Source organism: Stenotrophomonas sp. YJH_SMC_43 (genome assembly GCF_059372535.1).
In genome coordinates this window covers 1249548-1275395 of sequence record NZ_JCAFVQ010000001.1, presented here as the reverse complement: position 1 = coordinate 1275395, position 25848 = coordinate 1249548, and the positions used below count along the sequence as shown (strand labels likewise).

Here is a 25848-nt window from a genome sequence, read left to right as displayed (position 1 = left end):
GAGACGAAGCCGCCCGGTACGTACAGTCAAAGGTACAGCGCTGAAAGAGAGGTCCGCAGGAGCGGGCGATGCCAAGCCGGTTCGGGAGTGATCCCGGGCCGGGCATGGCCCGCGCCTTCGTGCATCGTGACTTCCGGGTTGCTGCTACCGTCGGTTTGACCCGACGGTAGCGGCACCTTCTTGCCGTGGATCAGCGCAGCAGGCTGAGCACGCCCTGCGGCACCTGGTTGGCCTGGGCCAGCATGGCCGTACCGGCCTGCTGCAGGATCTGGGTGCGGGTCAGCTCTGCGGTTTCCTTGGCGAAATCGGTGTCCTTGATGCGGCTACGCGACGCTGACAGGTTTTCCGTCGAGGTCTGCAGGTTGGCGACGACCGAGGTGAAGCGGTTCTGGATCGCACCGAGGTCGGCTCGGGTGCTGTTGATGCCCTCCAGCGCCTTGTCCACAATCTGCAGCGCCTGTTGAGATTTGCCGTAACTGGTGACGTCAAGGTCAATGGCATGCTTGGCATCGGTGGCAACCAGAGCTGCGTCGTCTGCGAGGGTTACGCCGGTAGCGGTGATCTGGTCGCCGACTTTCCCCTCCTTCCAGGAGCTGATAGTTACCTTACCCGCGGAGTCCACTTCGGCAGAGACTCCCAGGTCGGCCGACTTCTGATTGATGGCCTTTGCGATGGCGTTCCCTTGGGAAACCACGCTGGCAGCCTCACCTGCGGCCTGCGTTGATGCGCTGCCTGCGTCGAACTTCACACCGCTGAAGTTCACCGTCGCTCCATTTGCGGAGATCGAGAAGTCGGCGACGGTGCCTGCAGCAAATGCATACACCCCGGAACCGGCGGGTGTTTCTGCAACGGTAGTGGTGGTCGCCGTGGTGGTCGCCGAGGAGAACAGGGTACCGCCCAGCGAATCAGTCTTGGCATTGGTAATCTTATCAATTGCGATTGCTTGGCCGGCATTTGCGCCAACCTGGAACAGCTGGCTGGAGAACGAGCCGTCCAGCAGCTTGGTGCCATTGAAATCGGACTGCTTGGCCACACGATCAATCTCGCTGACCAGCTGATTCACTTCCGACTGCAATGCCTTGCGATCACTTGCCGAGTTGGTCGCGTTGGACGACTGTACAGCCAGCTCACGGATACGCTGCAGGTTGTTGCCGATCTCGGTCAGCGAACCTTCGGCGACCTGGGCCAGCGAAATGCCGTCGTTGGCATTGCGGATGGCGACGTCGGTACCGCGGATCTGGGTGCCGAAGCGCTCGGAGATCGCCAGGCCAGCGGCGTCGTCCTTGGCGCTGTTGATGCGCGAACCGGAGGACAGACGCTGGATGGTGGTGGCCAGCGAGCTGCCGCTGGTGCTCAGGTTGCGCTGAGCATTCAACGACATCGTGTTGGTGTTGATGACTTGTGCCATGGTGCTTTTCCTTTGGCGGAGGTGATGCGTGGTTCAGTATCCGGGCACCGGATCAATCGGTGCCCGGAAGACGATCAGGAAGCGGATCAGCGCAGCAGGCTGAGCACGCCCTGCGGCACCTGGTTGGCCTGGGCCAGCATGGCCGTACCGGCCTGCTGCAGGATCTGGGTGCGGGTCAGCTCCGCGGTTTCCTTGGCGAAATCGGTATCCTTGATGCGACTGCGCGAGGCCGACAGGTTTTCCGTCGAGGTCTGCAGATTGGCAACGACCGAGGTGAAGCGGTTCTGCACCGCACCGAGGTCCGCACGGGTGCTGTTGATCGACTGCAGAGCGTTATCGACGATTTCCAGGGCCTTCTGGGCACCGGCCACGTCGGTGATCTTGACGTCCTTGAGCGTTGAGGCGGTGCTGCCAGCGGCAATGTTGGTGGTAGTTGCTACCGAAGTGCCACCGCCGGTGACAGCAAGTGCGGTGATGTCCGCAGCGGTCAGATCGGCCTTAACCGAAGTCAGTTTGATCACGCCGGGCGTTGCAACGGGGGGAGTGGCGCCGTTGTCAGCCTGCGAAGCATAGACGCCGGTTTCGCCCATCTTCGAATTGATGGCGGCGACCGTAGCGTTCATTGCGTTCGCGACGGTGGCAGCTGCGTCAGCTCCTTGGTCGTACTTGATCGTACCGAGCGAAACATCGCCGATCTTCATTCCAGTGATTTCACCAGAGGTAAGAGCGGTGGCAGCTCCCATGGTCAACGTGCCGTTCTGGGCGAAGGTCGAAGAGCCAATCGAATCGGACTGAGCGTTGGTGATCTTGTCGATGGCGATGGCCTGGCCGGCATTGGCACCGACCTGGAACAGCTGGCTGGAGAACGAACCGTCCAGCAGCTTCGTGCCGTTGAACTCGGACTGCTTGGCGACGCGATCAATTTCACTGACTAGCTGGTCGACTTCCGACTGGAGAGCCTTGCGATCACTGGCGGAGTTGGTGGCGTTGGCCGACTGCACCGACAGTTCGCGGATACGCTGCAGGTTGTTGCCAATCTCGGTCAACGAACCTTCGGCGACCTGGGCCAGCGAGATGCCGTCGTTGGCATTACGGATGGCGACGTCGGTACCGCGGATCTGCGTGCCGAAGCGCTCGGAGATCGCCAGGCCAGCGGCGTCGTCCTTGGCGCTGTTGATGCGCGAACCGGAGGACAGGCGCTGGATGGTGGTGGCCAGCGAGCTGCCGCTGGTGCTCAGGTTACGCTGAGCATTCAACGACATCGTGTTGGTGTTGATGACTTGTGCCATGAGGAGAGGTCCTTGAGCGGTTGCACGTGAGTTGGGTTAGACGCCCCCGACGTGCCCCGGGGGCGGCTCATGTCAGCGCTGCAACAGGCTGAGCACGTTCTGCGGTACCTGGTTGGCCTGGGCCAGCATGGCCGTACCGGCCTGCTGCAGGATCTGGGTGCGGGTCAGTTCGGCGGTTTCCTTGGCGAAGTCGGTATCGCGGATGCGGCTGCGCGAGGCCGACAGGTTCTCCGAGGAGGTCTGCAGGTTGGCCACCACCGAGGTGAAGCGGTTCTGGATCGCGCCGAGGTCGGCGCGCACGCTGTTGACCGACTCAAGAGCCTTGTCGACGATCGACAGTGCCTGCTGTGCACCCTCAACGGTGCTCACATTGAGGTCTTCGACGTGGCGTGCGGTTGCGCCGGTCAGCGTGCCCCCGGTGCCGGCTGCAACCTGCTGTAGGCCGATGTTGGCAAAGTTCGCGTCCACTGCGGTAGCGCCGGTGGTCGGGGTGGCGCTGACCGAAAGTGCGAACGTTTGCCCAGCTGCGGCTGAGTGCAGGGAGAGCTTGCCGGCGTCCACCTTCGCCATGACGCCGGTCTCACCGAGGCGGCTGTTAACTGCGGCAGCTGTGGCGGCGGTGATCGATTCCCCTGCCTTCACAGTGAAGTCGGGAATCTTGACGGTGGTTGGGGCGGCAGCGCCCTGGGGGGTGATGCTGATCTGCAGGCCGGAGAAGGTCGTATCGGCTGTAGCCTTGTCGGCCGTGATGGCCTGGGTGTCGTAGACGTTGGCGAAGGTCGCTGCACCCAGCGTATCTGCCTTGGCATCGACGACGCTGTTGATCGCGATTGCCTGACCGGCATTGGCGCCGACCTGGAACAGCTGGCTGGTGAACGAGCCGTCCAGCAGCTTGGTGCCGTTGAAGTCACTCTGCTTGGCGACGCGGTCCACCTCCGAGATCAGCTGGGTCACTTCGGCCTGCAGGGCCTTGCGGTCGCTGCTGGAGTTGGTGGCATTGGAGGCCTGCACGGCCAGTTCGCGGATGCGCTGCAGGTTGTTGCCGACTTCGCTCAGCGAGCCTTCGGCGACCTGGGCCAGCGAGATGCCGTCGTTGGCGTTGCGGATGGCCACGTCCAGGCCGCGGATCTGGGTGCTGAAGCGCTCCGAGATCGCCAGGCCGGCGGCGTCGTCCTTCGCGCTGTTGATGCGCAGGCCGGACGAGAGGCGCTGGATGGTGGTGGCCAGCGAGTTGCCGCTGGTGCTCAGGTTGCGCTGAGCGTTGAGCGACATCGTATTGGTGTTGATTACCTGTGCCATGGGGTCGTCTCCTCTTATATGGAACCCGTTGGTGAATGAAACGAAGCGCCGCCTGTTTTTTTGTGTGGCTGTGTGCTTCGTTGTTGCCAAATGAATAACGGCGCTTTGTCAACAACCTTTAGCCGTGAATTCCGCTGAAGCCGTAATTCGTTGCCGGAGGCTGTTTTTCCGGGGTTTTCCAGCCCTCGACGGACGTGAAGGCGACCCCGGAAGGGGCGGCTGGGCAAGCCCAGCCAGCGCTGATGAAGGTATCGGCGGGGGCCAGCTGGGCTTGATGGGCAATCACGGAAAATCCGCGGAAGGCAGGTCGGCGCGCCCGGCGGCAACGGGCCGCAGAAACGAAAAAGGCCGCGATGCAGGGCATCGCGGCCTTTCAGGGGTGACGCAGGAGGTGCGTCAGCGGATCTTGTTGAACAACGACATCGACTGCATCTGCGAGAAGATCGTCTGTGCCGCCTGCAGTGCAGTGCTCTGCAGCTGGTACTGGCTCAGCGCATCGGCGTAGTCCAGGTCGCGCATCTGCGACAGCGTGGTCTTCAACGTCACGCTGTTGGCTTCACGCATGTCGGCGGCATTGTCCAGGGCTTTCAGCTGCGCACCGCCGGCCGCACGTGAGTCGATCATCCGCTCCGACGCCCGTGCCACGTCGCGCAACGCGCTCTGCAACTCGTTCTGCTGTGCGCTCATCTTCGCGGTGGTGCCGGTGTCGGCGTCAAGCGCGGTGATCAGCTTGTCCATGGTGTCGAAGATGTCGCGGCTGCTCGCCGGCTTCACGTTGAAGCTGTCGCCTGCGGCAGGCGCACCGGTGATCTGCAGACGTACGCCGTTCACTTCCAGATCATCACCGGCCTTGTAAGTGCCGGTGCCGGTCACATTGCCGGCACCATCCAGCACTTCGTACTGGTTGGCGGCGGTGAAGCGGACGCTGAAGCTCTGTCCGTTCCAGCTGTCGCTGCCATCGCGGGTGATGTTGGTCAGCACGCCGTTGCCGGAGTTGCCGGCGGCGGCACCGCCATCGACGAAGCCATCGCCGGTGGGGATGCGCATGAAGATCTCGCTGCCGGGCAGGGCATCGCGGACGTAGGTATCGGGCCCAACCTCGATCTGGCGCTGGGTCTGGTCACCGCGATAGACCACCTTGCCGTTGATCTTGGCGAACGGAGGATCACCATCGTTGGTGCCGCCGAACACATAGCGACCGGTGCCGTCCTCGGCGTTGGCCAGCGACAGCAGGCCGTCGCGGATCTGGTTCAGCTCGGTGATCAGCGTCTTCTTGTCGGCAGCGCTCAACGCGGGGTTGCTGGCCTGGATGGTCAGGTCGTTGACCCGCCCCATCAGATCGTTGACCTGTGCCAGGGTGTTTTCCTGCACACCCAGCCGGTTCTGCACGTTGCCGGCGTTGAGCTTCATGCGGTCCAGTGCGGCCAGGCTGCGGTCCAGTCCGACCGCAGCGCCGGCGCCGACCGGATCGTCCTTGGCGGTGACGATCTTGCTGCCGGTGGCGATCTGCTGCTCCAGGTGGCTGAGCTTGGCCTGCTTGGCCATCATCAGCGACACCGACTGGTTGTACATCATGCTGGTGGAGATGCGGCTGCTCATCGGCGGACGGCTCCCAGGATGGTCTGGAACATGCTGTCGGCGGTGGAGATCAGCTGCGAGGCCGCCTGGTAGGCCTGCTGCAGACGCAGCATGTCGGCGGCTTCCTCGTCCAGATTGACGCCGGACACTTCATCGCGCGCTTCCTGCGCCTTGTCGTTGATCACCAGCTGGGCCTCCAGCGAGTACTCGGCCGAGCGCGCGGCGGCACCGACCTGGGTGGTCAGGCCTCCCAGTGCGCCGTTCAGGGTCACGGTGCCGGCATTGAAGGCCTTCGCGCTTTCCACCTTGGCCAGCCTGGAGGCATTGCTGTTGTCCGACGAGCCGGCCGGGGTCGGGGTGATGTTGAAGGTGTCGCCGACCTTCGGTGCGCCATCCAGCACGAAGCTCCAACCGTTGGCACTGATGGTCTGGCCGGGGGTGTAGGTCTGCGGCGGGCCGCCATCGATGGTGTAGGTGGTGGCCGAGGTGAACACGATCGCGGCCGGATTGCGCAGGTTGGCGTTGGTCGAATCGCTGACGGTGACCCCACTCAGCTTGCCGGTACCGGTGTTGGAGGTCGCGGCCGCGCCCTTCACCGCAGCAGCCGCAGCGATGCGCGAGGGATCGGTGATCGCCACTTCCATGCTGCCGGCCACGCCTGCGGTGGGCTGCAACAGGAACCGATCATTGGCGGCCGGGGTGCCCCCGACCACCATCTTGACGCCGTTGATCACCAGCGGATCGGCAGCGGTGCCGGAACCGGTCAGCGGCACGCTGGCGCCGGTGTCGGCCCGGCTGGCCTTCCAGTTGGTGCCATCGAACTGCAGCACCACGTTCTGCGCGTCCAGCTTGCCCAGGTCGCCATAGGTCGCGCTGAGGCTGGCAGTGCCGGTATTGCTGTTGTTGGCGGTGACGCGCGGGTTGCCGATGTTGAAGAAGTCGCCACCCAGCTGGCCATACATGTCCACGCCCTGGTGATGGGCCTGGTTGAACGTTTCGGCCAGGCCCACGGCGAGCTTGCCCAGTTCGGCCTGGGCCGGGGTCAGCACGGTGTCGCGGAACTCCAGCAGGCCACCGATCTGGCCACCGACCGCCTTTGCGTCAAGCCGGATCGTATTGCCCTGCGTCTCCAGAGCCAGCTGCAGGCGCTCGGGCTGGTACGGGTCGGCCACGGTGGTGACCTTGGTCGCCGTGGTACCCACCACCAGCGCGTTGCCGCCGGCGGTGTAGACATTCATGATGCCGCCGTCCTGGATCACTGCCGTGCCACCGGTGTAGCCGATCAACTGGGTGATCAGCTGGTCGCGGCGATCGAGCAGGTCAGGCGCAGCCGTGGCGATGTTGGTGCCGATGGCACCGTTGATCTGCGCGATCTCCTGCGCCAAGCGGTTGACCTCGGTGGCACCGGCCATCAGGCCGTTGTTGACCTCGCTGTTGAGGTTGTTAAGGTGCGTGTTGAGCTGCACGAAGCGGTTGGCCAGCGCCTTGCCGCCGTCGAGCATGTTCTGGCGATCGGCGGTGCCGGAGGCATTGGAGGACAGGCCGCTGACCGAGTCGAAGAAGTTCGACCACACACCGGCCACGTTGGTGGCGGCGTCGGAGAACAGCGAGTTGACCCGGTCGGCCATGCTGGAAAGCTGCTTCAGGCGTGCCAGCTCACCGCTGCTGTCGAGCAGGCGCGAGATCGCCAGCTGGTCGGCGGTGCGGCGGATGTCGGTGATACGGGTGCCGTTGCCGACCGTGCCATAGCCGTAGTTCTGCGGATCGGCGGTGGCGAAGTTGACCTTCTGCCGGCTGTAGCCGGGTGTATTGAGGTTGGCCACGTTGTGGCTGGTGGTCGCCAACGCACGCTGGAAGGCGAGCAGGGCACCGGTACCGGTGGAAAGTACGCTGGACATGGGGTTCCTCAACGACGAGTGATACCCAGCGCCGCGGTTGCGGTGCTGGCGAAGGTCTGGCCAAGGCGCGAGCCGGCATCGGCGACGGCGCTGACGGCGCGCTCGATGGTCGGTCCGCCGGCGATCGCGGCGATCTTGGCCGCATAGCGCGGATCGGTGGCATAGCCGGCGCGCTGCAGGCCGCGGGCGAAGCCCTGCACGTCGGTGCCGGCCTGCAGGGCCTGCTGGTAACGCGGGCTGGTCTTCAGCAGGCGCACGTAGTCGGCGAAGCTCTCGGCCGGCGAACTGTAGGCGCGGAAGCTGGCGGTCTCGTTGCGGCGCACGCCATCGACATATTCGTGGGTGCCGGCCGTGGCGCGCTGGCCGTTCCAGCCATTGGCCTTGATGCCGAACAGGTTGTGCGAAGTGCTGCCGTCGGCATGCTTGATGTGGCGCTTGCCCCAGCCGGTCTCCAGCGCCGCCTGGGCGACCAGGGCGCGGGCGTCCACGCCCAGCTCCTTGGCCGCACTCTGCGCGTGCTGCCAGATACTGGCGACGAAGCCTTCCGGGGTGTGTTCGCCCAGCTGGGCGACGGCGGTGCGGGTAGCCATCGCATCGGCCGGGCTGACCGTGGTGCCGCGGTTGCTGGCGGTAGCCGACCACTGGTCGCTGCTGGCGGACCAGTCCTCGCCCTGCAGGCTGCCGATGTACGGATCCTCGGTGCCCAGCGAGCGGTGCATGCTGCTGCTCTCACGGCCGGCGATCAGGTCCAGGGCCTGCTCCATCGGCGCGACAGCCGCCTGTGTACCCTGCTGTGCACCGGCGGCCAGCTGCTGCAGCAGGCGCACGGCCTGGCTGCCATCTTCCAATGGCAGCGACGGTGCCGGCTTGGCCGGTGCATTGAGCTGGTAAGCACGGCTGGCCTTGGCCGGGTCCACGCGGGTATCCAGCGCCGGACCCTCGGCGGCCTGCCCGGACAGCTGCCGGCTGATCATGCCCGACAGTCCCAGGCCCTTGCCGCGGGTCATCGCCTCGGCAATCTTCTGGTCGTACATGTCGCGGAACATCTTGTTCTCGCCGGGGAACAGCGAGTCGCCGAAGCTGGCGTCACGCATGCTCTTGACCAGCATCTGCGCGAACTGGCCTTCCAGTTGGCGCGCGACCTTGTCGATCTTGGCCGGATCGTTCTGTTGCGCCGGGTGCAGATCGAATGCGGGATTGATGCGCATATCAGATCACCTCGAGCTCGGCACTCAGGGCGCCGGCCTGCTTCAGGGCTTCCAGGATCGCGATGAGATCGCCTGGTGCTGCACCCACGGCGTTCACCGCGTGCACGATCTCGTCCAGGGTGGTGCCGCCGCTGAACTTGAACATGCGGCTGCCATCGTTGGTGGCGGTGATGGTCGACTGCGGGCTGGCCACGGTACGGCCGCCGGACAGCGCGTTGGGCTGGCTGACGTTGGTGTTCTCCTGGATCGTCACCGTCAGCGAACCATGCGAGATCGCGGCAGGGCCGACCCGCACCTGCTGGCCGATGACCACGGTGCCGGTGCGCGAATTGACCACCACCTTGGCCGGGGCGCTGCCGGGGGTCAGTTCCAGGTTCTCGATGCGCGCCAGCAGGCCGATGCGTGCGCCCGGATCGGTCGGCGCGGTGACCGCCACGGTCACGCCGTCGACCGCACGCGCGGCACCTTCGCCAAAGGCGTTGTTGAGCGCGGCGACCATGCGCGAGACCGTGGTGAAGTCGTTGTTGTGCAGGTTCAGGGTGATGTCGCCGCCATTGGCCAGCGGATCGGGCAGGGCACGTTCCACGGTTGCACCGTTGGGAATGCGGCCGACGCTGGGCACGTTCACCGAGACACGGGAACCATCCTTGCCCTGCGCACCAAAGCCGCCGACGATCAGGTTGCCCTGGGCGATCGCGTAGATCTGGCCGTCGGCACCACGCAGCGGCGCCATCAGCAGCGAACCGCCACGCAGCGAGACCGCATTGCCGATGGAGGATACGGTGATGTCGATCGGCTGGCCCGGCTTGGCGAATGGCGGCAGTTCGGCGTGGATCGCCACGGCGGCCACGTTCTTCAGCTGCGGGTTGACGTTCGGCGGCACGTTTACGCCCAGCTCGCCAAGCAGGTTCTTCAGGCTCTGCACGGTGAAGGGGGCCTGGCTGGTGCGGTCGCCGCTGCCATCCAGGCCGACCACCAGGCCATAGCCCACCAGCGCATTGCCGCGCACGCCGCCGACCTGGGCCAGGTCCTTGATGCGCTCGGCGCTGGCCGGGGCAACCACTGCGAAGACCATGAGCACGCCACAGTAGAGCGACGCCATGCGTCGCTGCCAGGAGGAAGAGGAGAAGAGTTTCATGCCCATACTCAGAACGGCGTCAGGCCGGAGTTGAAGAAGCGGCTCAGCCAGCCCATCGCGTTGGACTGCGCGACGGGGCCACGGCCGCCGTAGACGATGCGGGCCTCGGCCACGCGGCTGGACGGAATGGTGTTGTCCTGGCTGATGTCGCCCGGGCGGACGATGCCCTGCACCTGCACCAGTTCATCGCCCTGGTTCAGCCGCAGGTTCTTCTGCCCCTGTACCACCAGGTTGCCGTTGGGCAGGCGTTGGACCACGGTGACCGTGACGCTGCCCTGCAGGCGGTTGCTCTGCGCGCTGTTGCCCTTGCCGGTGAAGTCACGCGCGCCCTTGGCCGTGGCACTCAGGATGTCCTTACCGCCGAGGGTGACCGGCGCGCCGAGAATGGACGGCGTGCCCAGGCTCAGGTTCGATTCCTTGTTGGTTGCGGTATTCGCACTGGTTTGCGCGGTGGTGTTTTCCAGCAGGGTGATGGTCAGCAGGTCGCCAACATCGCGTGCGCGGCGGTCCGAATACAGCTGCATGGTCGGGCCGGCGGCATAGATGGCACCCGCGGTCGGCTGGGCCTGCGGCGGCATGATCGGCTGGATCGGCGCCATCGTCGGGTAGGGACGCACGTCGCCGGCGATCACGCAGCCACCGAGCAGGGCGGCCACGGCGCAGGCGAGGGCAGTGCGGGCGAAGTTGGAAATGGGCGACATGGCGGTTTCCCGGTTTGGCCGGTCAGAGCTTGTTGTTGAGGTAGCCGAGCATCGAATCGGTGGTGGAGATCGCCTTGGCGTTCATTTCGTAGGCGCGCTGGGTTTCGATCATCGACACCAGCTCTTCCACCACGTTGACGTTGCTGCCTTCCAGCGCGCCCTGCACCACGGTGCCGAGGCCGTTGAGCCCGGGGTTGCCGTTCTGTGCCGGACCGGAAGCGGTGGTCTCCAGGAACAGGTTCTCGCCGCGAGCCTGCAGGCCGGCCGGATTGACGAAGTCGGTCAGGGTCAGCGCACCCACTTCCACCGACGCCGCACCGTCGGCCATCTTCACGCTGATGGTGCCGTCGGTACCGATGGTCACCGACTGCGCGCCTTCGGGAATCTGGATGCCAGGCTGCACCGGGTAGCCGCTGTTGGTGACCAGTTCGCTGTCCTGGTTGATCTTGAACGAGCCATCACGGGTGTAGGCCGAGCTGCCATCAGGCATCTGAACTTCGAAGAAGCCGCGGCCGTTGACCATCACGTCCAGGGCGCGGCCGGTCTGCTGCTGGCCGCCCTGTTCAAAATTCTTGGCGGTGGCGACCACGCGCACGCCGGTGCCGAGCTGCAGGCCGGTCGGCAACTGGGTCTGCGCCGACGAAGAGCCGCCGGGCTGGCGCACCTGCTGGTACAGCAGGTCTTCAAAACTGGCACGGTCCTGCTTGAAGCCGGTGGTGTTGGTGTTGGCGAGGTTGTTGGAAACCACCGACATGCGCATCTGCTGCGCATCCAGTCCGGTTTTCGCGATCCACAATGCCTGGTTCATCTTCGGTGTCCTGTCTGGTGAAGCCGGCCGCGTGGTGCGGCCCTTGAATGCGGGTGTGCAAGCGGTGTGCCAGCGCCGGCATCAGCCGGCGCCGGAATTCCGTCAGCTGCCCAGGCGCAGCATGCTGTTGGCGCTGCGCGCGTTCTCGTCGCCGTGCTTGATCACCTGCACCTGCATTTCGTACTGGCGCTGCAGCTGGATCATCTGCACCAGCGCGCCAGCGGCGTCCACGTTGCTGCCTTCCAGCTGGCCGCTGTGCACGGCCGTGCCCTGTGCCGGTGCGAACGGCTGGCGTGGGTCGGTGTTGCGGAACAGGCCATCCAAGCCACGCTCCAGGCGTTCATCCGGTGCCTGCACCACTTTGATGCGACCGATCTGTGCCATGGTCTGCGGGCCTTCGCCCTGCGGGATGATCGAGAGCGTGCCGTCGGCACCGATCTCCATCGCCTGGTAGGGCGGAATGGCGATCGGGTTGTTGTTGTCATCCAGTACCGGACGGCCGCTGGAGGTCACCAGCTGGCCGTTCGGCGTCACCGACAACGCCGCGCCGCGCGTGTAGGCCTCGCTGCCGTCACTGGACTGCACGGCCAGCCAGGTGCCGGTCTGCAGGGACAGATCCAGCGGCTTGCCGGTGATGTGCTGCGAACCGGGCGTGCGGTTGAACCCGGCGTCGACATGCAGCGCATCCACCCGCGAGGCAAAGCCCGGGCCACGGATCGGGAAGGCTTCGGTGTTGGCCAGCGCTTCCTTGAAGCCGGGGGTGTCGGAGTTGGCGAGGTTGTGGCTGAGCGTGCCCTGCGCCTGCAGGGAGGCGCGGGCACCGGTCATCGCCACGTAAAGGGCTTTATCCATGCGGGGAGTTCCGTGACAGGGTCAGCGCGTCATCAACGGATGTTGATGACGGTCTGGGTGATCTGATCCTGGGTCGTGATCATCTGCGCGTTGGCCTGGAAGTTGCGCTGCGCGGTGATCATGTTGACCAGCTGCTCGGTGAGGTCGACGGTGGACGCTTCCAGCGAGCCGGCCTGGATCTTGCCGAGGTTGGAGGTGTCCGGCATGCCGGTGCGCGGCGTACCCGACTCGAACGTCTCCACCCACAGGTTGTTGCCCTTCTGCTCCAGGCCCTGCGGGTTGTTGAAGGTGGTCAGTGCGACCTGGCCGAGGGGCTTGTCGTCACCGTTGGAATAGCGGGCATAGACCACGCCGGTTTCCGACACGGTGATCTCGTTGAGCTTGCCGGCGGCATAGCCGTCCTGCTGGGTGTTGCGCAGAGCGAACTTCTCTCCGTACTGGGTCGAGCCGCTGATATCCAGCGTCATGTTGAGCTGACCGGCGCCGGTGGTCGGGGTGAACGTGCCGAGGCTGACCTTGCCGTTGGCCGGAGTGGTCAGCTTGCCGCTGTTATCGAAGGCGACCGCGGTCGGGGTGCCGGCCGGTTGGCCGTCCACGTAGTTGTGCACGGTCCACTCGTTTGGATTGGCGCCCTTCACGAAGTACGAGACCTGGATATGGCTGACGCCCAGCGAGTCGTACACGGTGATGCCACCGCTGGAATGGTTGTAGCTGTTGGAGTCGGTTGGATCGAAATTTGCGACCGTCGGCTGCTTGGCGTTGGCCGGCAGGGTGAAGCCGACCTTCACTTCGCTGGTCTGCTTCGGCGGGCTGTCGGTGGTCAGCAGCTGCAGGTCGACCAGACGGCCTGCATCGAAGTTGGTGCCATCGGCATTCGGCGCGAACACCTGCAGTCGCGCGCCCTGCGGGTTGATCACGTAACCGGCGGAATCGGTCTGGAAATTGCCGGCACGCGAGTACACGCGCGAGCCGTTCATGTTCATGGTGAAGAAGCCCTCACCGGAGATCGCCATGTCCAGGCTGCGGCCGGTCTGTTCATTGTGGCCCTGGATGAACTGCTGGGCGACATTGGAAACACGGACGCCCGAGCCGGTCTGGTTCTTCGACAGGCCGTAGCTGGTGGAGGCGAACAGGTCGGCGAATTCGGCGCGCGATTGCTTGAAGCCGGCGGTGTTGACGTTGGCGACGTTGTTGGCGGTGACGCTCAGGTCGGTGTTGGCGGCATTGATGCCGGACAGAGAGACGTTGAAGCCCATGGGATGCTCCTGGTTGATGCGGAATGTGCGGCTCAGCTGACGCGGAGCACGTAGTCAATCGGGGCCGTGCCCAGGCCCTTGAGGTTCAGGTACAGACCGTCGGAACCGACGGTCACGCTCTCCACCGGGGCCTGCACGAAGGTGGACAACTTGGTGCTCTTCCCTGTGGTGTCGACGTGGTTGGCGACGATGGAGTACTTGCCCGGTTCCATGCGCTTGCCGTTGGCGTCCTTGCCGTCCCACTGAAACGCGGTTTCACCAGCGGCCTTGGCTTCTACGCTCAGCGAGGTGACCTTGGTGCCGTTGGCGTCAGTGATGTCGACGGTTACGATGCCGGCCGAGGGTGCGGCCACCGTGCCTTCGACGCTGCCTTCCTTTTCCAATACCAGCTTTTCCGACGGCACCAGCACCTGGTGACCGACCAGCGCGGCACCGCGCAGTACCTGGTCGCTGGCCATCGATTCCTGGAAGCCCTTCACCGTCTTGTTCAGATCGGTGATGCCCTGCACGGTGGACATCTGCGCCATCTGCGCGACCATCTGCGTGTTGTCCATCGGCTTCAGCGGATCCTGATGCTGCAGCTGCTCGGTCATCAGGCGCAGGAAGTCGGCCTGGTCCAGCGTGTTCTTCTTTTTCGTAGCGTTGCTGTTCGGGGCGTTCAGGCCGAGTGCGGCGTAGACGTCCTGGCTGGTCTGGTTGTTGACGGCGGTGGTCATGGCGGTATCCGGTACTGCGGGCCTCAGCGGCCCATGGTCAGGGTGGCCAGGGCCAGTTCCTTGGCGGTGGTCAGCATCTCCACGCCGGCCTGGTAGTTACGCGAGGTCGAGATCAGGTTGACCATCTGCGCCACCGGATCGACGTCGGGCTGGTAGATGTAGCCATCGCCATCGGCCAGCGGGTGGCCCGGCTCATAGCGCTTGATCGGCGCGGCCTCGCTCTGGGTGATCTCCTTGACCTTCACCGAGGTGATGTTCGGATCGTTCTTGCTGGTCACGGCCTGGAAGATCGGCTCCAGCGGCTTGTACACGGCGTCGGCGGAACCGGCGACGGTGTCGGCGTTGGAGAGGTTGGAGGCGATGGTGCTCATGCGCACCGACTGCGCCTGCAGCGCGGAGCCGGCGATATCGAAGATCGGCAGGTTGCTCATGGCTTATTGCCCCGTGATCGCGGTCAGCATGGAACGCACCTTGCTCTCGACGAAGCTGAGCGAAGCGCGGTATTCGAGTGCGGCGCGGCCATAGGCGGCACGCTCGGCATCGGGATCGACGGTGTTGCCGTCCAGGCTGGGCTGTACGCCGTCGCGCGCGATCTGGAACGGATTCAGGCCACTACTGATTTCGTAGTGCTGCTCGTTGGTGGTGGTCATCAGGCCGTTGGCATCCTGCCCCTGGGCATGGCGCAGGGCGGCATCGAAGTCCAGGTCCTGGGCCTTGTAGCCGGGAGTGTCGGCATTGCCGAGGTTGCTGGCGATCAGCTTCATCCGCTGTTCGCGCAACGGCATGGCCTGGGCGTGGACGCCCAGGTAGTCGGTAATCAGGTTGCGCACGGTGCACTCCCACGGGAACGTTGCCCGGGAAGCTGCAAGGGGTGTGCCAAAGCACGCGCGACATCGCGTCCGCCGGGCATGGTCCGGCGCTAGCCCAGGGGTCGGGGAGGTTGTGGTAGCGCCGGGCCATGCCCGGCGGAGACCCGTGACGCGGCCCTACGCCGCCATCGCGACCTTGCGCAGGCGGTCCAGCACGAAGTCAGCCAGTTCGTGAGGCGAGTATTTGGCGACGAAGGCGTTGGCGCCGACGCGCTCGACCATCGCATTGTTGAATACGCCCGACAGCGAGGTGTGCAGCAGCACGTACAGGCCGGCCAGGCCCGGATGGCGCCGGATTTCCGTCGTCAGCGTATAGCCGTCCATGGCCGGCATCTCGATGTCCGAGATGACCATGGCGTAGCGCTCGGCCGGGTTCTCGCCGGAGGCATGGATCTGAAGCAGGTGGTCCAGTGCCTGCTTGCCATCGGAAAGCAGGGTGGCGCCCACCCCCAGCTGGTCCAGCACGCTGCGGATCTGCTGGCGGGCTACGCGCGAGTCGTCCACCACCAGCACCTGCAGCTGCGGGCCGTCGGCCGGCATTGCCATGGTCGGGTCCAGCACCGCTTCGCCACGGACCTGGGCGATGTCGGCCAGTACGCTTTCCACGTCGATCACCTGGATCAGCTCGCCCTGGAAGCGGGTCACCGCGGTCAGGTAGCTCGATTCGGCGCCCAGTTCCGGCGGCGGGTGGATGTCTTCCACCGCGATGTTGACGATGCGCTCCACGCCGCTGACCAGGAAGCCCTGGATCGAACGGTTGAATTCGGTGACGACCAGATAGCCGGGCGAGGTGTCCGCATCGGGCTCGCGCTCGGGATGGCCGATCGCCAGCCCGAGGTCCAGCACCGGCACCGAACGGCCGCGCACGTCGGCCACGCCGGAGAACTGGCTGGGCAGCCCGGGCACCTGGAACAGCTCCGGGCGCCGCAGGACCTCCTGCACCTTGAAGACATTGACGCCAAAAAGCTGACGTCCGCCGAGACGGAACAGTAGCAGCGCCAGGCGATTGTGGCCGGCCAGTCGGGTCCGCTGGTCGATCCGGTTGAGCAGGTCATGGGACATGGCTGCTGTATCGGCGCCGCAGTGGCGGAACTTGAGGGCGCTCTGCCGCCCGCGTGGTCCGCACCGCAATTGTGGCGTCGCGCCATGTTCGACCGAGGCTCGACTCTACAAAACGCAGCTCTGCCCATCTGGCACACCCCTTGCACGCACCAGGGCCAGATCCCATCGACAGGAGGCGCCATGCGCCGGGTCACATCTCTCTTCGCCATCGCGTTGGCCTTGGCCTCGCCGTGGGCGGTTGCCGCCGACTGGCAGCCGGTGGCCAGCATTCGCGCCGCGGCGTTGTCGACGCTGCCGGCCGGCAGCGAGGGCGAGGCCCAGGTGGCCGATGCGCTGCGCCTGCCCAGGTGTGGTGGCGCGCTGCAGGTGCAGCCCACCGCCAACACCACGGTCGAAGTCAGCTGCCCCGATGCCGGTGGCTGGCGCCTGTTCGTGCCGGTGAAGGTACGGCGCAACCAGACCGTGCTGGTGCTCAATCGTGGAATCGGCACTGGAGAAACCCTCACCGCCGCCGATATCACCACTGCCCAGCGTGACGCCGCCCGGATTGCCGGTGCAGTGCTGGCCGATCCCAACGCGGCGATCGGCCGCATCGCCCGCCGTCCGTTGCAGGCCGGAGCCCTGCTGTCGAACAACGATCTGGTGGTGCAGCGTCTCATCAAGAGGGGAGACAATGTGGCCCTGGTATCGCGTCGCGGCTCGGTCGAGGTCCGCATTGCCGGTCGCGCGATGGGCGATGCCGGTGAAAACGAACGGGTCTCGGTAGAGAACCTGTCCTCGCGGCGGATCGTGCAAGGCACGGTCGATGCCGCCGGTGACGTAATCGTGGCGCGTTGATTTACCGCAAAATATCCCTAAAGATCACGGCCCTGCGGCCGTTATCCCTTGTGAACGGCAACTCCAGGACACCCCATGAGCCAGAAAATCGACGGCAACCTGCAGGTCCCCCAGGCACTGCGCAGCGTGACGACCCCGGCCAACAAGCCCGGCGTCAGCACCGATGCGGCAGCACGTCCGGTCGAAGCGGCCGACAGCCTGCGCCTGACCGGCGAGGCCACCAATCTGCAGGCCATCGAGCGTGAGCTGACCACCGCCCCGGCGATCGACGCCCAGCGCGTGGCCGCCGTGCGCGAATCGCTGCAGAACGGCACCTACAAGATCAATCCGGACGCGATCGCATCGCGCATGCTCGAGCTGGACCAGCAGCTGCACGGATGACCGCGGCGATGAGCGAGCCGCTGCAGCGCCTTGCCCAGGCCCTGGACGTTGAACGCCAGGCCTTGGTCGAGCACGACGTGCACGCCCTGATTCGGGCCACCGGCGCCAAGCTGGAGGCGCTGCGTGCGCTGGAAGGCGCGCCGCCGGTGGGCGAGGGCGAACAGCTGCAGGAACTGGCCGAGCGCAACCGCGCCAACGGCGTACTGCTGTCGCGCCGCCGCCGCGAGGTCAACTGGGCATTGCGCCAGCTCGGCCGCACCGAAGATGCCTCGGCCTACGATGCCAAGGGCCAGGCGCACACCGTCACTGCGCGCCGTCCACTCGCCGTCGCCTGACGCGACGGCGGTCGCACAACCCATTCCTGCGGGCTGAAGCCCGCTGCGTGACCGCGTATATTGGGCGCCTGTTCGAATGCCCCGAGTCGCCGTGTCCGCTGCCAACGCCCTGGTTACCGCCCCCCTTCCGCCACAGCCGGTGCTGCAGGCCCTGCTTGAGCGCCTGCGCGAAGGGCTGCTGCTGTTCACTGAAGACGGGCAGGTGGCGCTGGCCAATCCGGCCGCGCAGAACCTGCTGGCCAGCGGCGAGGGTGGCGGTCTGCCACCACCGCAGCGCCTGCGTGAACTGCTGCCGCCCGATGCCCTGGAACAGGCGCGCCAGCATGGTCACTGGAATGGCAGCCTGCCGCTGGGCGAGGGCGTGGTCATCGCCCATCTGTATCACCACGGCCCGGTGGGCCAGGGGCACTTCCTGGCGTTGTTCCGCCATATCGAGGGGCAGGAAGACTACGAGCGCGAGCTGCAGCAGCGCCATGCCGAGCTGCGCCAGGCCTACCTGCGCCTGAACGGCACCCAGGAAAAGCTGCTGCAGTCGGAAAAGATGGCCTCGATCGGCCAGCTTGCTGCCGGCGTCGCGCACGAGATCAACAACCCGATCGGCTACGTGCACTCCAACCTGGGCAGCCTGCAGGAATACCTACGCAGCCTGTTCACGGTGATCGAAGCCTACGAACGCGCCCTGCGCGCGCCGGACCCGAAGGCGTTGATTCCGGAAATCGACGATATCCGTGACCGTCTGGACATCGATTTCATCAGCCGTGACCTGCCGCAGCTGATGGCTGAATCGCGCGAAGGCATCGAGCGGGTCACCCGCATCGTGCGTGACCTGAAGGACTTCTCGTATTCCGGCCGCGACGAATCGTGGAAGCTGGTCGACCTGCACGCAGGCCTGGAATCGACCATCAACATCATCTGGAACGAGCTGAAGTACAAGGTCACCCTGGTGCGGGAGTTCGGCCAGCTACCGCTGGTGGAATGCCTGCCGTCGGAGTTGAACCAGGTCTACATGAACCTGCTGCTCAACGCCGGCCATGCCATCGCCGAGCGCGGCACGATCACGGTGCGCACCGGCGTTGATGGCGATCACGTGTGGGTCGAATTCGAGGACACCGGCGGCGGCATCTCGCCGGAACTGCGCCAGCGCATCTTCGATCCGTTCTTCACCACCAAGCCCGTTGGCAGCGGCACCGGCCTGGGCCTGTCGATCTCCTACAGCATCATCAACAAGCACCACGGCCGCATCGACCTGGACAGCACCCCGGGCGTGGGCTCGCGCTTCCGCGTGGTGCTGCCGGTGAAGCAGCCGCGCTGATCGACTCTACATGTGGGTCACCGCAGCGGACGATCCTCACCGCCATCTCCGCTTTCCACCGGCGCCGGACCGGCGTTGCTGCGGCGTTGCTCCTCATAGGTGCGGAACGCCTGGTGGATGTGCTTGCGCAGCTCGTCGTCGTTCCACGGCTTGGTCAGGAAGCGATAGATCGCACCGCGGTTGATCGCGTCGGTCACGGTGTTCAGATCGGTGTAACCGGACAGCACCAGGCGGATCGTGTCCGGGTACAGCATCTTCACCCGGCCCAGGAACTCGGTGCCGCTCATGTCACTCATGCGCTGGTCGGACAGGATCACCTGCACGTCGTTGATCGCCAGCAGGTCGAACGCATCGCGCACGTTGCCGGCGGCCAGGATGCGGTAGCCATCGCGACGGAACAGGCGCACCAGCGAGCGCAGCACGTTCTCCTCGTCGTCCAGCAACAGCAGCGTGCGGTCGGGACGGGTCTCGGCAAAGGCCTCCGGGCGCAGGTAGCGGCGGCGCAGGGTCATGCCGGCGGCATCGGCCGACATCGGTTCGCCGAACAGGTAGCCCTGGAACACGTCGCAGTCGTTGCGGCGCAGGAAGCCCAGCTGCGCCTGCGATTCCACGCCGTTGGCGATCACGGTCATGCCCAGCTGGTGGCCCATGGCGATGATCGCACGGGCGATGGCCGCTTCGCGGTTACCGGCCGGCGCACTCTTGATGAAGCTGCGGTCGATCTTCAGCTTGTCCACCGGGTAGCGCACCAGCGCACTCAGGCTGGAATCGCCGGTGCCGAAATTGTCCAGGCTCAGGCTGATGCCTTCGTTGCGCAGGTTGGCCAGCGTCTCGTGCACGAAGTTGACGTTGTTGGTCAGCGCGCTTTCGTTGATCTCCAGCGTCAGCATCTGCGCCGGCACGCCCGCCGCCTGGATCAGGCCCATGACTTCTGCGAAGAAGTTGGGCCGCAGCAACTGCAGGGTGGAGACGTTCACGGCGATGGTGAAGTCGTCGAAGCCCTGGTCGCGCCACAGGCGGGCCTGCTTCAGCGCGCCCTCCAGCACCCAGGTGCCGATCTGCACGATGATGCCCAGCCGTTCGGCGGTGCGCATGAAGCGCTCCGGCACCAGCATGCCCAGCGTCGGCGACTGCCAGCGCAGCAGCGCCTCCATGCCCACCACGTGGCCGTCGCGGGCACTGACCAGCGGCTGGTAGCGAAGCTTCAGCTCGCCATTGGGGATCGCGTCGACGATCTGGCGCGCGATGATGCTCTCGCTGTGCGCGCTCGGCGGCGTGTCCACGGCGTGGATGCGCACCGCGTTGCCGCCTTCGCGGGCCGCCTGGTACAGCGCATCCTCGGCATGATCGAGCAGGCGTGAGGCGCTGCTTGCATGGTCCGGGCACAGGCTCACGCCCAGCTTGCCGGTCATGAACAACGTATACGGCAGCACCGACAGGGGCAGCTCCATCTGCTGCCGGATCTCCTCGGCAAAGTCCTCCGGCAGCGGCACGTCGGCCGTGCGTGGCACGGCGATCAGGAACTCATCGCTGCCGTGGCGCCACAGCTTGCCGCGCCCGCGCAGGTAGGACTGCAACCGCTGCGCCACCAGCGCCAGGGCCTGGTCACCCACCTCGGCGCTCATGTTTTCGTTGACCGAAGCGAAGTGGTCGATGTCGACATGCATCAGCATCAGTGCGGTGCCGCCCGAGGCCGCCTCGGCGACCATTACCTGCAGCTCGGGGTTGCCGGCGCCAAGGCGATCAGGCGCATCATCGATGCTGACCGGGGGCTGGTTGGGATTCCACATAGGCTCAGTATTCCGGTGACTCAGCGGCGGCCATGCTGGCCGCCTGGTAGGGGAGGTGGACGTCGATCAGCGTGCCTTCGCCGTGCGCGGATTCGATCCGCACATGGCCACCGACGCTCTGCGCGCGCTCACGCATCACGATCAGGCCCAGCCCGCGCGGACCATCGGGGTCGAAACCCTCGCCATCGTCGCGGATCTGCAGGTGCAGGCCGCGCTGGCCGACATCGCGCAGCTGCAGCTGCACCTGGCTGGCACGGGCGTGGCGCAATACGTTGGTCAGGCTTTCCTGCGCGATACGGAAGCAGGCCTGCTCGATGCTGTTGTCGGGACGGTGCGGCAGGGGCTCGATCTCGGCCAGCAGTTCCACCGGCGACGAACGGAACAGTACCCGTGCCTGCCAGCTCAAGGCTGCTTCCAGGCCCAGCGCGTCGAGCTGCGGCGGGCGCAGCAGGGTAGAGATGTCGCGCAGCTTGGCCACCGTGGTATCGGCCAGGCTGACGATCTGCGCCAGATCCTCGGCGCGGCGCTGCGGATCATCTTCGTCCTGTGCTGCGTAGGCGGACAACTTGATCGCCGTGATCGCCTGGCCGATGTCGTCGTGCAGATCGCGCGAGATCGCGCGGCGTTCATCCTCCTGCAGCGAGAACAGGCGGCCGGCCATCGCCTGCAGTTCACGGTTGCTGGTTTCCAACGCACTGCGGGTCCGCTCGGAATCGCTCAGGTCGCGCACGATCAGCAGCTTGCAGTCGCGTCCGCCATAACGCACTTCACCTACCGCCAGGCCGGCATGGAAGCTGCGGCCATCAGCGCGCTGCATCGCCACCACGCTGCTGTGACCGGGCCCCAGGTGGGGCTGGCCGGCACGCAGCTGGCTGCGCACGCGGGACAGATCGGCGTTGCCCACCAGTGCCGACAGCGGCTCGCCCAGCAGGGTGTGGCTGCCATAGCCGAACAGGCTGGCGGCCCAGGCATTGGCGTACAACACGTGTTCTTCGGAGAGGATCACCACGCCATCGGGCAGTACCCGTACCAGCTCGCGGAACTGCTCCTCACGCTCGCGCAGCAGGCGTCGCGACTGCTCACGCTCGGTCACGTCCTGCAGCGTGCCCAGCACGCGATTGCGGCCGGCCTCGTCGATGCCGCTGGCAGCACGCAGATGCACCATCAAGGCGCGGCCATCCATCGACAACAGCGGCAGCAGCACGTCCACGTGCACGGGATCGCCGGAGCAGAGTTCGGCCAGCAGCTGTTCGGTCTGGGTAGCGGTGGCCGGATCGGCCGGCACCAGCAGTTCGTCGAAGCGATGCCAGCGCCGGGCCTCGGGCGGGCGGCGACCCAGCAGGCGGTAGACCTGATTGGAATAACGGCCGAGCCCGGTGGACGGGTCCAGCTCCCAGGCGCCGATGCGGGCCAGCTCGTGGGCTTCTTCCACCCGGGCCAGCGCCTGGTCGCGGCGCAGTTGCGCCAGATCCTCCGCAGTGCGGTCGATGGCAATCAACAAGCGGGCGTTGTGGCCGTCGTAGCTGATGGCGTTGGAGCGCAGCTCCATCTGCCGCAGCGAGCCGTCACGCAGCTGCAGCTGGGTACGCAGGATGCACAGTTCCTCTGGTGCCTCGCGGATCGCCTCCAGCTTGGTCTGCAGTGCCTGGTCCTGGCCTGGCGGCCACAACGCGTCGATGGTCTGCTCCAGCAGTTCGTCACGGTCCCAGCCGAAGGCGGTGCAGGCCGCCGGATTGGCATCGAGGATCGCCAGCGTATCGAGGTCATAGACCAGGATCGGGCCGGGGTTGCCTTCGAACATCTGCCGCAGGCGCAGCTCCGAGGCCTGCTGGCGTGCATGGGTGTGCAGCACGTGCTCGGCCAGCGGGCGCAGCAGCAGATACAGCAGGCCCGCACTGGCAAGGGCGAAGAACGAGCCCTTCAGGCCCTGCCACAAGGCCGCCTGCTGCGGGTCAGGCACCAGTGCCTGCACCGCACTGTCGGTGGAGATCATCCAGGCCAGCGCCATCGCCAGGTAGCTCAGCACCACCCGGCGCCGGTCGCGGCTCAGCGCCTGCGCCATCCGCGGGTCGGGAACTGGGGCGTTGCCGGTCGGTTCTGCGGGCATGGACAGGGCGGAAGAAAGGGGCGCCGGCCATCTTACCGCGCAGGTGCGCCCAGACCACTCAATTATCCGCCGCAGGCGCCGTTAACCACTGCGTGCCCCGCTGACGGGCGTGTCATCCGGAGCAAGATCGCGTGGACCAAGGGATCATCGCCAGCCTGCTGCAGCACCCGCTTGCGTCGGCGCTGGTCATCGTCGACCGCACGGGCCGCCCGCTGGCGGCCAATCCGGCTGCGCGCGAGCACGGCTTGCCGGCTACCGTGGCTGCGTATGCGCCGATGCTGGAAGATCTGCGCCTGATGGCCGCCGATGGCGGCATCGTGGCCTGCACGCTGCCGGGTGGCCCGCACGGGCACTACGACGGCCACCTGCGGGCCGTGCACGATGGCGCCGGCAATCTGCTGGCCTTCACGCTGAGCATTCCCGAACCGGTGCCGCTTGGCGGCGGTGGGCGCTGGGAGCTGGCGCTGGACAGTGCCGGGCACAGCCTCTGGGACTGGGACATTCCCAGCGACCGTGTGGTGCGCACCCCGGCGCTGGGTGACGAAACCGCCACCGAGATCCTGGCCCGCGTGCACAGCGAGGATATCGCCCAGGTGCGGGTCGCACTGGACGAGCATCTGCGTGGCTTGAGCGAGCAGTACAGCGCACAATTCCGCTTCCGCCAGGCCGATGGCCAGTGGCGTTGGGTACTGGACCGCGGGCGCGTGGTCGCGCGCACCGCCGATGGCCAGCCGCTGCGCATGGTCGGCACGCATACCGATATCGAACAACAGAAGCAGCTGGAAGGGCTGCTTCAGGAACAGCAGCTGCACCTGAGCGAGGCCCAGCGCATCGCCAGCATGGGCAGCTGGTCGTTCGACCCCAACAGTGGTCATTTCTGGTGGTCGCCGGAACTGCGCTCGATGCTGGCGCTGGAGCAGGGCAGCGCGCCCGGCCAGCGCCGCTGGCTGAAGCAGCTGCATCCGCGCTCGCGGGGTGCGTTGCGTGCAGCCTGGCGGCGTCTGTGGCGTGATGGCCGGGCCGCCAACATCGAACTGGAACTGACCCGCGGCCACGAACCGTCGCAGCATCTGCGGCTGTGGATGCAGCCGCTGCTGGACATGGATGGCCAGCCCAAGCGCTTGCTCGGCCAGGTGCAGAACATCACCGAGCAGCACCAGACCGATGCGCTGATCCGCTGGCGTACCGAGCTGCTCAACCGCGTCTCCGCGCTGGGCCGCATCGGCGGCTGCGAGATCGAGGTGCAGACCCGGCACATGCAGTGGACCGAGGAGTGCTATCGCATCCACGGCCTGCGCAAGGAGCCGATCACCCTCGACCAGGCGCTGGCGCTGTACACCGAAGATTCGCGCAATGCCTTCGACGCCGCGCTGGTCCGGATTGCCGGCGGCGGGCTGCCCGAACAGCTGGACCTGTGCTTCTACCGTCAGTCCGGTCTGCGCGTGTGGGTGCAGGTGCTGATCGAGCTGGACCGTCGCGACGGACTGCCGCCGCGCTTCGTGGTGCTGTTCCGTGACATCACCCGCGAGCGCGAGGCGAATGAGCGCATCGAGCTGCTGGCCCACTACGATCTGCTCACCGGCCTGCCCAATCGCGTGCTGCTCGGCGAACAGACGGCAGAAGCCATCGAGGAAGCGCGCGACCGTGGCACCTCGCTGGCGATGCTGTTCATCGATCTGGACGGTTTCAAGACCATCAACGACAGCTTCGGTCATGCCACCGGTGATGCGCTGCTGAAGGCCGCTGCGACGCGCCTGCACCAGAACCTGCGCAACAACGACCTGTTTGGCCGCTTCAGTGGTGACGAGTTCATCGTGGTGCTGCGCGACCTGGCCGAGCCGGAAGACGCCGGCCACGTGGCGCGCAAGCTGATCGCCTCGTTGGCCGAGCCGCTGCGCCGTGGCGAGACCACGTTGAAGGTCGGCGCCAGCGTCGGCATCGCGATGCTGGGCGATGCGCAGACCGACTTTGATTCCCTGCTGCGTGCTGCCGACGCCGCGATGTACGCGGCCAAGGAAGCCGGGCGCAATACCTACCAGTACTACAGTCAGGACGCGCTGGCCCGCATCCAGCGCAAGCTGGAGCTTGAGCACGCCCTGCACGGCGCCATCGAGCGCGAAGAGTTCAGCCTGGCCTACCAGCCGCTGCTGCATGCCCACCACGGCGAGCCACCTGCAATCGAGGCGCTGCTGCGCTGGCACCGGCCCGGGATCGGCTACTGCAGCCCGGCCGAGTTCATTCCGATTGCCGAGAAGTGCGGTGAGATCGTGCGCATCGGCGACTGGGTACTGAATGAAGCCTGCCGCCAGGCCACCGCCTGGGACCGCGCCGGCCTGCGCTTCGACCGCATCGCGGTGAATGTCTCCGCGGTGCAGCTGCGTGACCGTGGTTTCGCCGAGCGCGTGATCGAGATCTGCCACGCCCATGGTTGGCCACCGCAGCGACTGGAACTGGAACTGACCGAGTCGGCACTGATCCGTGACACCGACATCCTGCGCCATTGCTTCGATGTGCTGGAACGGCACGGCGTGCCGCTGGCGGTGGATGACTTCGGTACCGGCTTCTCCAACCTCAATTATCTCAACCGCTTCCCGGTGGGCCGCCTGAAGATCGACCGCAGCTTCGTGCAGGGCATGCTGCATGATTCGGGCACGGCCGAAGTGACCCAGGCCATCGTGCACCTGGGCCACGCGCTGGGCATGAAGGTGGTGGCCGAGGGCGTGGAAACACACCAGGAAGAAGACATGCTGCGCCGCCAGGGCTGCGACGAGATCCAGGGCTACCTGTACTCGCGCCCGCTCAGCCCGCGCGACCTGGCGCAGTGGCTGCGCCAGCCACAGCCGGTTTCGCTGCGTACCGATGCCAGCGGGGAAGTGGTGCTGGCGCGCTGATCAGCTGCACTGGTTGGAACTGACCTTGGCTGCTGTGTCTATCCACGCATGGCGTGGATCTACCGCAACCCGTTTTGGTGGCTGCTGACCTTGGTCGGCACGAATGCCTCCTG

22 protein-coding genes are annotated in these 25848 nt (G+C 65.9%); 5 read left to right on the top strand and 17 right to left on the bottom strand.

All coding sequences use genetic code 11. The features are described from left to right. Window positions 1–190: 190 nt before the first annotated feature. The 15 genes from AC5QAH_RS05970 to AC5QAH_RS05900 form a co-directional block, all read right to left on the bottom strand. Window positions 191–1408, bottom strand: a complete 1218-nt coding sequence (locus tag AC5QAH_RS05970) for a flagellin (RefSeq protein ID WP_019336595.1) — start codon at window positions 1406–1408, stop codon at window positions 191–193. 86 nt (window positions 1409–1494) lie between these two features. Further along, entirely contained in the window at window positions 1495–2697 is a 1203-nt protein-coding gene (locus AC5QAH_RS05965; protein ID WP_197619338.1) for a flagellin, read from the bottom strand. Window positions 2698–2769: 72 nt separating this feature from the next. After that, window positions 2770–3996, bottom strand: coding sequence for a flagellin (locus AC5QAH_RS05960; protein WP_019337412.1), 1227 nt, complete (start codon window positions 3994–3996; stop codon window positions 2770–2772). A gap of 396 nt (window positions 3997–4392) precedes the next feature. Next, on the bottom strand, window positions 4393–5595 hold the full coding sequence (gene flgL, locus AC5QAH_RS05955; RefSeq protein WP_019337413.1) for a flagellar hook-associated protein FlgL: 1203 nt from the start codon (window positions 5593–5595) through the stop codon (window positions 4393–4395). Then, window positions 5592–7472 carry a flagellar hook-associated protein FlgK gene (flgK, locus tag AC5QAH_RS05950; protein WP_019337414.1) on the bottom strand — a complete coding sequence of 627 codons (1881 nt, stop codon included), beginning with the start codon at window positions 7470–7472 and terminating at the stop codon, window positions 5592–5594. The genes flgL and flgK overlap by 4 nt, the downstream gene beginning before the upstream one ends. Window positions 7473–7480: 8 nt before the next feature. Beyond that, window positions 7481–8680 (bottom strand): flagellar assembly peptidoglycan hydrolase FlgJ, encoded by a 1200-nt coding sequence (flgJ, locus tag AC5QAH_RS05945; RefSeq protein WP_019337415.1) that lies wholly within the window; start codon window positions 8678–8680, stop codon window positions 7481–7483. A gap of 1 nt (window position 8681) precedes the next feature. Then, window positions 8682–9824, bottom strand: a complete 1143-nt coding sequence (locus AC5QAH_RS05940) for a flagellar basal body P-ring protein FlgI (protein ID WP_019337416.1) — start codon at window positions 9822–9824, stop codon at window positions 8682–8684. Between the two features lie 2 nt (window positions 9825–9826). Further along, window positions 9827–10519: a flagellar basal body L-ring protein FlgH gene (gene flgH / locus AC5QAH_RS05935; protein WP_019337417.1), complete on the bottom strand. Its 693-nt coding sequence runs from the start codon at window positions 10517–10519 to the stop codon at window positions 9827–9829. Between the two features lie 22 nt (window positions 10520–10541). Beyond that, on the bottom strand, window positions 10542–11327 hold the full coding sequence (gene flgG, locus AC5QAH_RS05930) for a flagellar basal-body rod protein FlgG (protein WP_005409571.1): 786 nt from the start codon (window positions 11325–11327) through the stop codon (window positions 10542–10544). A gap of 102 nt (window positions 11328–11429) precedes the next feature. Further along, the gene (locus AC5QAH_RS05925) at window positions 11430–12179 is read right to left on the bottom strand and encodes a flagellar basal body rod protein FlgF (RefSeq protein WP_019337418.1); all 750 of its coding nucleotides are present in this window, start codon (window positions 12177–12179) and stop codon (window positions 11430–11432) included. A gap of 32 nt (window positions 12180–12211) precedes the next feature. Beyond that, the gene (gene flgE / locus AC5QAH_RS05920) at window positions 12212–13435 is read right to left on the bottom strand and encodes a flagellar hook protein FlgE (protein ID WP_019337419.1); all 1224 of its coding nucleotides are present in this window, start codon (window positions 13433–13435) and stop codon (window positions 12212–12214) included. 32 nt (window positions 13436–13467) lie between these two features. Beyond that, complete coding sequence (locus tag AC5QAH_RS05915; protein ID WP_043395609.1) at window positions 13468–14151, bottom strand: flagellar hook assembly protein FlgD; 684 nt, start codon at window positions 14149–14151, stop codon at window positions 13468–13470. A gap of 23 nt (window positions 14152–14174) precedes the next feature. After that, a complete protein-coding gene (gene flgC / locus AC5QAH_RS05910; protein ID WP_010485892.1) occupies window positions 14175–14582 on the bottom strand; it encodes a flagellar basal body rod protein FlgC in 408 nt (135 codons plus the stop codon). A 3-nt stretch (window positions 14583–14585) separates the two neighbouring features. Beyond that, window positions 14586–14981 carry a flagellar basal body rod protein FlgB gene (gene flgB / locus AC5QAH_RS05905; RefSeq protein WP_010485889.1) on the bottom strand — a complete coding sequence of 132 codons (396 nt, stop codon included), beginning with the start codon at window positions 14979–14981 and terminating at the stop codon, window positions 14586–14588. A 156-nt stretch (window positions 14982–15137) separates the two neighbouring features. Then, window positions 15138–16082, bottom strand: a complete 945-nt coding sequence (locus tag AC5QAH_RS05900) for a chemotaxis protein (RefSeq protein WP_010485887.1) — start codon at window positions 16080–16082, stop codon at window positions 15138–15140. 180 nt (window positions 16083–16262) lie between these two features. On the opposite strand from AC5QAH_RS05900, the gene flgA reads away from it, so the two are divergent. The 4 genes from flgA to AC5QAH_RS05880 all read left to right on the top strand — a co-directional run bounded on the left by flgA (window position 16263) and on the right by AC5QAH_RS05880 (window position 18947). Beyond that, the gene (gene flgA / locus AC5QAH_RS05895; protein WP_010485884.1) at window positions 16263–16919 is read left to right on the top strand and encodes a flagellar basal body P-ring formation chaperone FlgA; all 657 of its coding nucleotides are present in this window, start codon (window positions 16263–16265) and stop codon (window positions 16917–16919) included. Window positions 16920–16994: 75 nt separating this feature from the next. Beyond that, a complete protein-coding gene (gene flgM / locus AC5QAH_RS05890; RefSeq protein ID WP_019337421.1) occupies window positions 16995–17300 on the top strand; it encodes a flagellar biosynthesis anti-sigma factor FlgM in 306 nt (101 codons plus the stop codon). Continuing rightward, window positions 17297–17635 carry a flagella protein gene (locus AC5QAH_RS05885; RefSeq protein WP_010485882.1) on the top strand — a complete coding sequence of 113 codons (339 nt, stop codon included), beginning with the start codon at window positions 17297–17299 and terminating at the stop codon, window positions 17633–17635. The genes flgM and AC5QAH_RS05885 overlap by 4 nt, the downstream gene beginning before the upstream one ends. Before the next feature lie 91 nt (window positions 17636–17726). Further along, complete coding sequence (locus AC5QAH_RS05880) at window positions 17727–18947, top strand: ATP-binding protein (RefSeq protein ID WP_019337422.1); 1221 nt, start codon at window positions 17727–17729, stop codon at window positions 18945–18947. 17 nt (window positions 18948–18964) lie between these two features. On the opposite strand, the gene AC5QAH_RS05875 is transcribed toward AC5QAH_RS05880, so the two are convergent. Further along, entirely contained in the window at window positions 18965–20737 is a 1773-nt protein-coding gene (locus AC5QAH_RS05875) for an EAL domain-containing protein (RefSeq protein WP_019337423.1), read from the bottom strand. 4 nt (window positions 20738–20741) lie between these two features. Then, complete coding sequence (locus tag AC5QAH_RS05870) at window positions 20742–22844, bottom strand: sensor histidine kinase (protein ID WP_191862403.1); 2103 nt, start codon at window positions 22842–22844, stop codon at window positions 20742–20744. Window positions 22845–22975: 131 nt separating this feature from the next. Here AC5QAH_RS05870 and AC5QAH_RS05865 point away from each other — a divergent pair, with 131 nt between their 5' ends. After that, window positions 22976–25735: a bifunctional diguanylate cyclase/phosphodiesterase gene (locus tag AC5QAH_RS05865; RefSeq protein WP_049408904.1), complete on the top strand. Its 2760-nt coding sequence runs from the start codon at window positions 22976–22978 to the stop codon at window positions 25733–25735. The last annotated feature ends 113 nt before the right edge of the window (window positions 25736–25848 follow it).